Origin of the sequence: Xanthomonas sp. SHU 199, assembly GCF_000364665.1 — a bacterium.
Taxonomy (GTDB): Bacteria; Pseudomonadota; Gammaproteobacteria; order Xanthomonadales; family Xanthomonadaceae; genus Xanthomonas_A; species Xanthomonas_A sontii.
The window spans coordinates 1-8,524 of record NZ_AQOI01000261.1; the positions used below are offsets into that span (position 1 = coordinate 1).

Below are 8,524 nucleotides of genomic sequence, written 5' to 3' on the forward strand. Positions count from 1 at the left end.
CGCTGGCGCCGGCCTCGTGGCCTTCCCACTCGCCGGGTGGCAGCTGCTGCAGCCCCGGCGCCTGGCGTTCGCGTTCGTCCGCGGCCGGATCGGCGAGGCCCGCCGCGCGTCGCACCGCCGGCAGGTCCAGCGCCGCCAGGCGGCCCCAGGCGAAGGCCTGCTGGTTCATCGCCACCGCTGCGCCGTTGAGTTCGATCGCGCGCATCAGCGCCGCGTGCGACAAGGGCACAAGGCCCTGCTGCCAGGCGTAGCCGAGCATGAACAGGTTGCTGGCGATGGCGTCGCCGAGCAGGGCGGTGGCCAGCTGGGTGGCGTCGAGCAACAGCGGATCGCGCCCGCCCAGCGCCAGGCGCACGCCGGCAATGATCTCGGCGGCCGGGAACTGCATGTCCGGGTGCGTGGTGAAGGTGCCCGGCATCGCCTCGTAGCTGTTCAGCACCACCTGCGAGCGATCGCCGCGCACCTTGGACAGCGCCCAGTAGTCGTTGACCACCACCATGTCGCACCCCAGCACCAGGTCGGCCTCGCCGGCGGCGATGCGCACCGCGTGCAGATCTTCGGGCTGGCGCGCAATGCGGATATGCGTGGTGACCGCGCCGCCCTTCTGCGCCAGGCCGGTCTGGTCGAGCACGCTGGCGCCCTTGCCCTCCAGGTGTCCGGCCATGCCCAGCAGCGCGCCGATGGTGACCACGCCGGTGCCGCCGACACCGGTGATGAGGATGTTCCAGGGCTGGCTCAGGTCGCTGCGAAAGGTCGGTGCCGGCAATTGCTCCAGCAGCGCCGCGGCGTCGGCCTTGCGGCCCTTGCGCGGCTGCCCGCCGTGCACGGTCACGAAACTGGGGCAGAACCCGGACACGCAGGAGTAGTCCTTGTTGCAGCTGGACTGATCGATCTGGCGCTTGCGCCCGTATTCGGTCTCCTTCGGCAGCACCGACACGCAGAAGCTCTTCTCGCCGCAGTCGCCGCAGCCTTCGCAGACCAGCGAGTTGACCAGCACGCGCTTGGGCGGATCGGGCAGCTTGCCGCGCTTGCGCCGGCGCCGCTTCTCGGTGGCGCAGGTCTGGTCGTAGATCAGCACGCTGGTGCCCTTGACCTCGCGCAGCCGCCGCTGCACCGCGTCCAGCTCGCTGCGGTCGTGGAACTCCACGTCGCTGGGGAACAGCTCGCGGCGTCGCGTCCACTTGCCGATGTCGTCGCTGACCAGGGCGATGGTGTGCACGCCTTCGGCACGCATCTGCCGGGCGATGTCGGGCACGCTGAGGGTGCCGTCCACCGGCTGTCCGCCGGTCATCGCCACCGCGTCGTTGTAGAGGATCTTGTAGGTGATGTTGACGCCGGCGGCGATCGACTGGCGGATCGCCAGCGAGCCGCTGTGGAAATAGGTGCCGTCGCCCAGGTTCTGGAACACGTGCGGGGTGTCGGTGAACGGTGCCTGCCCGGCCCAGGTGACGCCTTCGCCGCCCATGTGGGTGAAGGTGTCGGTGGCGCGGTCCATCCACGTCACCATGTAGTGGCAGCCGATGCCGCCGAGCGCGCGCGAGCCTTCCGGCACCACCGTGGAGGTGTTGTGCGGGCAGCCGGAGCAATAGTGCGGCACGCGCGGGAAGTTGGCGCGGGGCAGCGCCATCTCGGCTTCCTTGGCTTCCATCCAGCGTAGCCGCTGTTCGATCGAGTCGGTGTTCACCGCGGCCGACTGCGGCAGGCGCAGGATGCGCCGGCCGATCACCCCGGCGATGGTGGCCGGGGTCAGTTCGCCGGTGGACGGCAGGATCCATTCGCCGGCCTCGTCGTACTTGCCGACGATGCTCGGGCGCGGGCCGGCGCTGGCCGGCCAGTTGTAGAACTGTTCCTTCATCTGCCGCTCGATGAAGGCTTTCTTCTCCTCCACCACGACGATGTCCTGCAGCCCGCGCGCGAACGCGGCGATGCCCAGCGGCTCCAGCGGCCAGGTCATGCCGACCTTGTACACGCGGATGCCGATGCGCGCGCAGGCGTCCGCGTCCAGGCCCAGGTATTCCAGTGCCTGCAGCACGTCCAGGTAGCTCTTGCCGGTGGTGACGATGCCCAGCCGCGCCTGCGGCGCATCCATCACCGTGCGGTCGATGCCGTTGGCGCGGGCGAAGGCCTGCGCCGCGCGCACCGCGTAGCGATGCAGGCGCATTTCCTGGTCCAGCGGCGGATCCGGCCAGCGGATGTTGAGGCCGCCCGGCGGCAGGTCGAAATCCTCCGGCAGCACGATCTGCCGCGCGAACGGATCCACCTGCACCGAGGCCGAGGATTCCACCGTCTCGGCGATGGTCTTGAAGCCGATCCAGCGCCCCGTGTAGCGGCTCATCGCCCAGCCGAGCAGGCCCATGTCGAGGATGTCCTGCACCCCGGCCGGATTGAGCACCGGCATCATCGCGCTGACGAACTCGTCTTCCGAGCCGTGCGGCAGGGTCGAGCTGCGGCACGCGTGGTCGTCGGCGGCCAGCGCCAGCACGCCGCCATGGCGCGAGGTGCCGGCGGCGTTGCCGTGCTTGAACACGTCGCCGCAGCGGTCCACGCCCGGGCCCTTGCCGTACCACATGGCATACACGCCATCCACGCGCGCGCCGGGGAACAGGTTGGTCTGCTGCGTGCCCCAGACCATGGTCGCGCCCAGGTCTTCGTTGAGTCCGGGCTTGAACACCACGTTGGCCGCGTCCAGATGCTTGCGTGCGCGCCACAGTTCCAGGTCGAAACCGCCCAGCGGGCTGCCGCGGTAGCCGCTGACGAAGCCGCCGGTGTTCAGCCCGGCGGCGCGGTCGCGCAGTTGCTGCATCAATGGCAGCCGCACCAGCGCCTGCACCCCGGACAGATAGATGCGGCCATCGGTGCGGGTGTACTTGTCTTCCAGCGTATAGCGGGTGTCCACGCCGTCGGCGGCCGCTGCGGCGAGGGAGGACGACGGACGCGGATCGGCGATGCGGTTCATGGCTTGCCCGGAAATGGAAGGCTGGCGGGCGCGCAGCGCCTGCCGCGCGCGATCGCCCCGATTGTATCAGCGGCGATTTTTGCACCCGTTCTCGTCCACGCCGGCCGTGGCGGGGTAGGATGGGACCCGGGTGAGGGGATCACTCCAGGGGATTGCAGCAGTGAAGGCATACACATACGCAGTGGCCGCGATGCTGGCCTGCATCGGCCTGGCCACCGCGGCCAGCGTGCGGGCGCAGGCATTGCCGGCACCGAAAGAGTTCTACTTCGACGAAGACCGCGGCACCACCCGTCCGGTCACCGCCATCGCCGGCAGCGGCGAGGCCCTGGTGGATCGTCTGGCCAGTGCCGTGCAGCGCGATCCCAACGCCAACGAGGCGCGCGCGCAGCTGGCCGGCATCGCCATGGCCGGCGGCCGCCAGGAACTGGGCGAACAGCTGTATCAGGCCGCGTTGCACGGGCTGCCCGCCGGCGTGCAGCGGCGCCAGGTGCAGTGGAACTATGGCTGGGACCTGCTGCGCGCAGGTGATCCGGCGCGCGCGCTGGCGCAGTGGAGCGCACTGGTCAACGGCCGCCCGGCGGCGCCGGACTGGCTGCCGCCGACCCTGGCGCTGGCGTTGTGGCGCCTGCAGCGCAAGGACGAGGCCGTGAAGTGGTACGCCGCGGCGGCACGCACCTGGCCGGACAAGTGGGGCGCCACCGCCGATTTCGCGGCGTTGCTGCCGGCCTGGCGCGACGACGAGCGCGCGACCCTGGCCGAAGTGCAGGCCGCCTGGAAGGCCGCGCCGCCGGCCTGGCCCTGAGGCACGCGGGTCCAGAAAGCGCGACACGACCGGCGCCATCGGTGGTGCCGGTCGTGTGCGGTCGCACAGCGCACGGTGGTGTCGCTCCTGCGCGGCGTGCCGGCTCGCGGTTGAGCGCGGGCTAGGCACGGCTTCGGTCGCGCGGTGCCTCGACGGCCTGCGTGCGCATGCCATGCGATGATGCCGTGTACCCGCTGATTTCGTGCTGTGCCGATGGCTTTCGATGCGTTCGCCCTGATGTTGGTCATGCTGGCGCTCGGCAAGCTGTTCGCGCGTCAGCGCGTCCTGCCGGCCAACACCACCGAGGTGCTCAACGGGGTGGTGCTGTACCTGTGCCTGCCTGCCTCGGTGCTGATCTACGTGCCGCGCCTGCAGTTCAATCTGGAACTGCTCGGATTGATGCTGACGCCGTGGCTGCTGACCGGCGTGAGCGCGCTGGCGATGCTGGGCTTGCGCCGGCCGTTGCGGCTGCGCCGGGATCAGCAGGCGGTGCTGCTGCTGTGCGTGGCGCTGGGCAATTCCAGCTTCATCGGCTACCCGATGGTGCGCGCGCTGCTCGGCGAGGCGGCCTTGCCGTATGCGGTGGTCTACGACCAGTTCGGCACCTTCGTGCTGCTGTCCAGCTTCGGCCTGTACGTGCTGGCGCGCTACAGCGGCGAGGCGCCGCCATCGCCGCGGCAGACGTTGTTGCGCATGGCGCGGTTCCCGCCGCTGTGGGCGCTGCTGTTCGCGCTGACCCTGATGCCGGCGCAGCCGCCGGCGTGGATCGCCTCCGGCCTGCAGCACCTGGCCGATGCGATGCTGCCGCTGGTGATGCTGGCGGTGGGATTCTCGATCCAGTTGCGCTTGCCGCGCGAGGAACTGGCGCCGCTGGCCGCCGGCCTGCTGTTGAAGCTGCTGGTGCTGCCGGCTCTGGCCTGGCCGCTGTCGTGGGCGCTGGGCCTGCGCGGGCAGGCGCTGCAGGCCAACGTACTGGAATCGGCAATGCCGACCATGATCACCGCCGCGCTGCTGGCGATCTCGCATCGCCTGGCCCCGCGCCTGGCCGCGGCCCTGGTCGGCTACGGGATTCTGCTGTCGCTGGTCACCTTGCCGGCGTGGGCGTGGTTGTTGGGGGCGTTGCGTTGAGCCTGCGCCGTGGGCGGTGCCTGGATTGGCGGGTGTGGGATGGCGTGCGCGTCGTACCCTCATCCGCCCCTGCGGGGCACCTTCCCCCAAAAAGGGGGCCGTGGTCCCGACGGGAGAAGGAGAAGCGTAAGCCCCTCTCCCCCCGGGAGAGGGGTTGGGGTGAGGGTCGGGCGCAGCCTCGCACAGCGGCATCCCCTGATCTCAGCAACCGCCCGCCGCTAATCCGCCGGCACCGTCCGTCCGCTGGCCCAGCTGCGCAGCGCCTGCACCTGTTCGGCCATCAGCACCGACAGCGGTCGGGTAGTGCGGATCTCCTGCATCAGCAGCTCGGTGTCCAGCGGCCGCTGTTCGGCGTGCGCGGCATACAACCCGGAGACGATCGCCTGCTCGATCTCGGCACCGGAGAACCCGTCGGCGGCGGCAGCCAAGGCCGGCAGCGCGAACGCGTCCGCATGCAGCTGCCGCCGCGTCAGGTGCAGGCGCAACAGCTCCACGCGCGTCTGCGGGTCGGGCAGGTCGACGAAGAAGATCTCGTCGAAGCGGCCCTTGCGCAGCAGTTCCGCCGGCAGCTCGTGCACCTGGTTGGCGGTGGCGACGATGAACACCGCGGTGCTGCCGTCGGCGCTGCCGCGTTCGGCCATCCAGGTCAGCAGCGTGCCGAGCACGCGCCGCGATACGCCGCCGTCCTCGCCGCCGCTGGCCAGGCCTTTCTCGATCTCGTCCATCCACAGCACGCACGGCGCCAGTTGCTCGACCGCGGCCAGCGCGTCGCGCAGGTTCTTCTCGGTCTCGCCGTGGTACTTGGCGTACAGCGCGCCCATGTCCAGGCGCAGCAGCGGCACGCCGAACCCCGCCGCGGTGGCCTTGGCCAGCATCGACTTGCCGCAGCCCTGCACGCCGAGCAGCAGCACGCCCTTGGGCGGGTCCAGCCCCGGCGGCGCGGTGCCGGCGAACACCGCGCGGCGCTGTGCGATCCATTGCTTGAGCCGGCGCGCACCGGCCACGTCCTCGAAGCGCGTGGCATCGTTGTCGTACTGCAGGTGGCCGCTGCGGTTGAGCAGTTCGAACTTGAGCTTGGCAAGTTGCGGCAGATCGGATGCGGTGAGCGCGCCGTCGGCGTAGATCAGTTGCCGGGCGATGCGCCGCGCGTCGATCAGGCTGAGCCCGCGCAGATTGCGCAGGATCTGCTTGACCGCATCGCCGTCGACCTCCACCCGGCGTCCGCCGAACTCGCGCGCGTAGCCCAGCGCCTCCTCCTGCACCATCTTCAGCAGGGCGTTGGCGTCGGGCAGGCGCGGATTGAAGCGGGTCGCCAGCGCTTCCAGCTCGGCCGGCAGCTCGATCCGCGTGCCGATCAGCACCAGCACGTGCGGCTGGCAGTGGCGGCGCTCGACGATGTCGCGCAGCAGCCGCTGGTGGCTGGCGTAGCCCAGGTACGGGGTGACGTCGAGCAGCAGGTAGATGCCGCGCTGATCGGCCTGCTTGATCGCCTGCAGCACCGCGCTGGCGTCCGGCGGCCCGCTCGGCGGGTCCTCGCGGTCCAGGTCGATGCGGCGCAGGCCCTCGGTGATCGACCAGCGGTGCAGGGCGCGCCAGACCTGCATCAAGGCCTGCCGGAACAGGTCGACGATGCGCGCCTCCTCCTGCGTCTCGATCACGATCAGGGGCGTGTTGGCGCGGATCAGCGCGACCAGGTCCTGCAGCTCGCTCATGGCATCGGAAGGCGAAGGGGGCCGCCACGATAGCAAGCCCGGCGGCTGGCGGCGTGCTGCGCGTTGACTACCGGCTGACGTAGGGCCGGTGTACGCTCCGGCTTCTTCCCCCGGAAGCGAGGCGTGCATGAAGACGATCCTGGTGGCCGGCTCCAAGGGCGGCGTGGGCAAGACCACGGTCGCCACGCACCTGGCGGCGTCCTACGCGCTGGCAGGCAAGCGCACGGTGCTGGCCGATGCCGATCCGCAGGGCTCCTCGACCCGCTGGGCCGAACGCCGTGCCGGGCTGGACAGCGCGGTGCTGCCGATCGACGCCAGCCGCAAGCGCAGCTGGCGCGCGGCGCTGCCCGACGACGCGCAGCGGGTGATCGTCGACGCCGCCGCCGGCGCCATGGCCGAGGACCTGACCCACTTCCTCGACGAGGCCGACGCGGTGGTGGTGCCGGTGATGCCCTCGGCGCTGGACATCGAGGCCACCGTCGGCTTCCTCAACACCCTCGCCAAGGTGCCGCGGGTGCACCAGCGCAAGCTGCCGGTCGGGCTGGTGCTCAACCGCAGCAAACCCTGGACCAATGCCACCCAGCAGGCGCTGCAGATGCTGGGCGAATGGCCCTACCCGGTGGTGGCGCAACTGCGCGACAGCCAGGCCTACGTGGTGCTGGTGGGGCTGGGCCGCAGCCTGTTCGATTACCACTCCGTCCAGGTCCGCGACCACCAGCAGGACTGGGAACCGTTGCTCAAGTGGCTCAAGAAGGCCTGACCGATGACCATCGTTTTGCGAGAAGTGATCCTGCTGCGCCATGCCCACGCCGAACCGGCCGACACCGGCCAGGCCGATTTCGACCGGCCGCTGTCGCCGCACGGCCTGGCCGAGGCCGAAGCCGCCGGGCGCTGGCTGCTGGAGCAGCGGCTGGTGCCGGACCGGGTGCTGTGTTCGCCGGCGCGGCGCGCGCGCGAAACCCTGGAGGCGGTGCTGGAGCTGACCGGCTACGTCGAGCAGCGCCTGGAGCCGCGCATCTACGAGGCGACCTCGGGCACCCTGGCCGATCTGCTGGACGGCCACCGCGACGTCGAGCGGCTGTTGCTGGTCGGCCACAACCCGGGCCTGGAGCGGCTGGCGGCGCTGATGCACAGCGGCCAGTCCGGCGACTACCGCGGCATGCCCACCGCCAGCGTCGCCGTGCTCGGGGTCCCGCACGACGCGGCGATCGAGCCGGGCGTGGCGCGCTTGACCGCGTTCTGGTGGCCCTGAGCCCGCTGCGCAGGTTCCTGCGGCCGGCGCTGTGCGCCGCGCTGCTGCCGTTGTGTCTGTGGTGCGCCGTCGGCCACGCGCAGGTGACGCCGGCCTTGCTGGCGCCCGGCGAATACGCCCTGGACCCGGCGCAGTCGCGCTTCGGGTTCGAGATCCGCACCCGCTTCGGCCAGCGCATCGAAGGCTTCTTCCCGCGCTACGAGGGCACCGTGCACGTGCTGCCCGACGGCCGCCATCAGGTGCACCTGCGCCTGTTCACCGCCTACGTGGAAATCCCCGGCAAGCCGCGCTACACCGGCTGGATGCGCGGCGAGGATTTCTTCGACGCGCCGCGCTACCCCACCGTGTCCTTCGACTCGCAGCCGTTCTCGCCGCAGGTGCTGGGCAAGGGCGGGCCGATCCCCGGCATCCTGAGCATCCGCGGGGTCAGCCACGCCGAGACGCTGACCGTCATGCCGGCCGCATGCACCCGCGCAGGCTATGATTGCGACGTCATCAGCCGCGGTACGGTATTGCGTGGACGTTACGGAATGGACAAGTGGGATCTGGCCTTGAGCGACCGGGTCACCTTCGTGCTGCGCGCACGCCTGACCGAGGCGGCCACTCGGTGATATCGAAATTGATGCGGGTGCTGGTGGTGGTGGCGCTGCTGCTCGGCAGCGGCTGCGCGAGCC

General features: G+C 70.7%; 7 protein-coding genes. 5 read left to right on the forward strand and 2 right to left on the reverse strand.

Annotated elements, in window-relative coordinates:
* Positions 1-2,956, reverse strand: a 2,956-nt coding sequence (locus D183_RS0110060; protein ID WP_017908876.1) for an indolepyruvate ferredoxin oxidoreductase family protein, incomplete at its 3' end; no start/stop codon positions are given.
* 190 nt (positions 2,957-3,146) lie between these two features.
* Here D183_RS0110060 and D183_RS0110065 point away from each other — a divergent pair.
* Together D183_RS0110065 and D183_RS0110070 are read left to right on the forward strand one after the other, a co-directional pair.
* Positions 3,147-3,758 carry a tetratricopeptide repeat protein gene (locus D183_RS0110065; protein WP_017908877.1) on the forward strand — a complete coding sequence of 204 codons (612 nt, stop codon included), beginning with the start codon at positions 3,147-3,149 and terminating at the stop codon, positions 3,756-3,758.
* A 213-nt stretch (positions 3,759-3,971) separates the two neighbouring features.
* Complete coding sequence (locus D183_RS0110070; RefSeq protein WP_017908878.1) at positions 3,972-4,886, forward strand: AEC family transporter; 915 nt, start codon at positions 3,972-3,974, stop codon at positions 4,884-4,886.
* Positions 4,887-5,104: 218 nt separating this feature from the next.
* On the opposite strand, the gene D183_RS0110075 is transcribed toward D183_RS0110070, so the two are convergent.
* Positions 5,105-6,598 carry an AAA family ATPase gene (locus D183_RS0110075; RefSeq protein WP_017908879.1) on the reverse strand — a complete coding sequence of 498 codons (1,494 nt, stop codon included), beginning with the start codon at positions 6,596-6,598 and terminating at the stop codon, positions 5,105-5,107.
* A gap of 127 nt (positions 6,599-6,725) precedes the next feature.
* Here D183_RS0110075 and D183_RS0110080 point away from each other — a divergent pair, with 127 nt between their 5' ends.
* Genes D183_RS0110080 through D183_RS0110090 form a run of 3 tightly spaced genes read left to right on the forward strand, consistent with a single transcriptional unit; the run spans position 6,726 to position 8,461 of the window.
* On the forward strand, positions 6,726-7,358 hold the full coding sequence (locus tag D183_RS0110080; protein WP_017908880.1) for a ParA family protein: 633 nt from the start codon (positions 6,726-6,728) through the stop codon (positions 7,356-7,358).
* A gap of 15 nt (positions 7,359-7,373) precedes the next feature.
* On the forward strand, positions 7,374-7,850 hold the full coding sequence (locus D183_RS0110085; RefSeq protein WP_010340932.1) for a SixA phosphatase family protein: 477 nt from the start codon (positions 7,374-7,376) through the stop codon (positions 7,848-7,850).
* Entirely contained in the window at positions 7,841-8,461 is a 621-nt protein-coding gene (locus D183_RS0110090; protein WP_017908882.1) for a YceI family protein, read from the forward strand. Before D183_RS0110085 ends, D183_RS0110090 begins: the two co-directional genes overlap by 10 nt.
* Positions 8,462-8,524 lie beyond the last annotated feature (63 nt).